The 1,054-nt window shown below is 68.8% G+C and carries 1 protein-coding gene; it reads right to left on the bottom strand.

Features of this window, described 5'->3' with window-relative positions:
• Nucleotides 1-227 precede the first annotated feature (227 nt).
• Nucleotides 228-1,054: AAA family ATPase (locus tag FKP22_RS31425; protein WP_445663762.1), on the bottom strand; the 827-nt coding region annotated here is incomplete at its 5' end.

The following is a 1,054-nucleotide window of genomic DNA, read 5'->3' on the forward strand; positions in this document are numbered from 1 at the left end:
GGGCTCCAGTTTTTCTCTGTGTGCTGCCGAACAGCCGGCCGGGCGGACAACAAGTTGCAAGAATCCCGCCATCCAGCGTGCAACAGCGAACCGGCGCTCGGGCCTGAAATGCAGGCCGATGCACCGGTTTGGCGCGCAATTGTAGGGAGCGGCATTCGGCCGACGAGCGGGGACTTCCCCCTCGCCAACTCGCTGAAAAGCGCGCTGGAAACCGCGCCGGCCGAAGCTCAGGCGCCGGTTTCCGTGGGAGGCTCGCCGGCCTCTGCCTGGCGCGCCTCTTCGTTGAGCCGGCGCAGCTCGGCCAGCTTGTCGCCAATGCGCAGTTCCAGCCCACGCGGCACCGGTTCGTAGAAGACCGGCGCGTCCAGCCCGTCGGGCCAGTACGACACGCCTGCAGCAAAGGCACCCGGCTCGTCGTGCGCATAGCGGTAGTCGCGGCCATGGCCCAGGCTTTTCATCAGCTGGGTGGGCGCGTTGCGCAGGTGAGGCGGCACCGGTCGCGTGCCGTCCTGCTTGACGAAGGCCTGCACGGCCTTCCACGCGGTGTAGACCGCGTTGGACTTGGGCGCCACTGCCAGGTAGACGACTGCCTGCGCCAGCGCCAGCTCGCCTTCGGGCGTGCCCAGGCGCTCGTAGGTTTCGGCGGCGTCCAGCGTGATGCGCAAGGCCCGCGGGTCGGCATTGCCAATGTCTTCGCTGGCCATGCGCACCATGCGGCGGATGGCGTATTTCGGGTCCACGCCGCCGTCCAGCATGCGCGCCAGCCAGTACATCGCGGCATCCGGGTCGGAGCCGCGCACGGACTTGTGCAGCGCGGAAATCGTGTCGTAGAACTGGTCGCCGCTTTTGTCGTAGCGGCGCAGCTGCTCGCCCAGCGAGCGTTCCAGGATTGACTCGTCCAGCTCTGGCACGGACCCCGCCTGCTGGACCAGGTTTTCGTAGGCGTTCAGCAAGCGGCGGGCGTCGCCGTCGGCATAGCCGATCAGGCGCTGGGCGGCGGCCGGGCTGAGCGGCGGCGCCTGCAGCTCGGCCTGGGCGCGTGCGATCAGCGCCT

This window comes from Ideonella azotifigens (genome assembly GCF_006519715.1).
In the GTDB taxonomy this organism is placed as follows: Bacteria; Pseudomonadota; Gammaproteobacteria; order Burkholderiales; family Burkholderiaceae_C; genus Ideonella; species Ideonella azotifigens.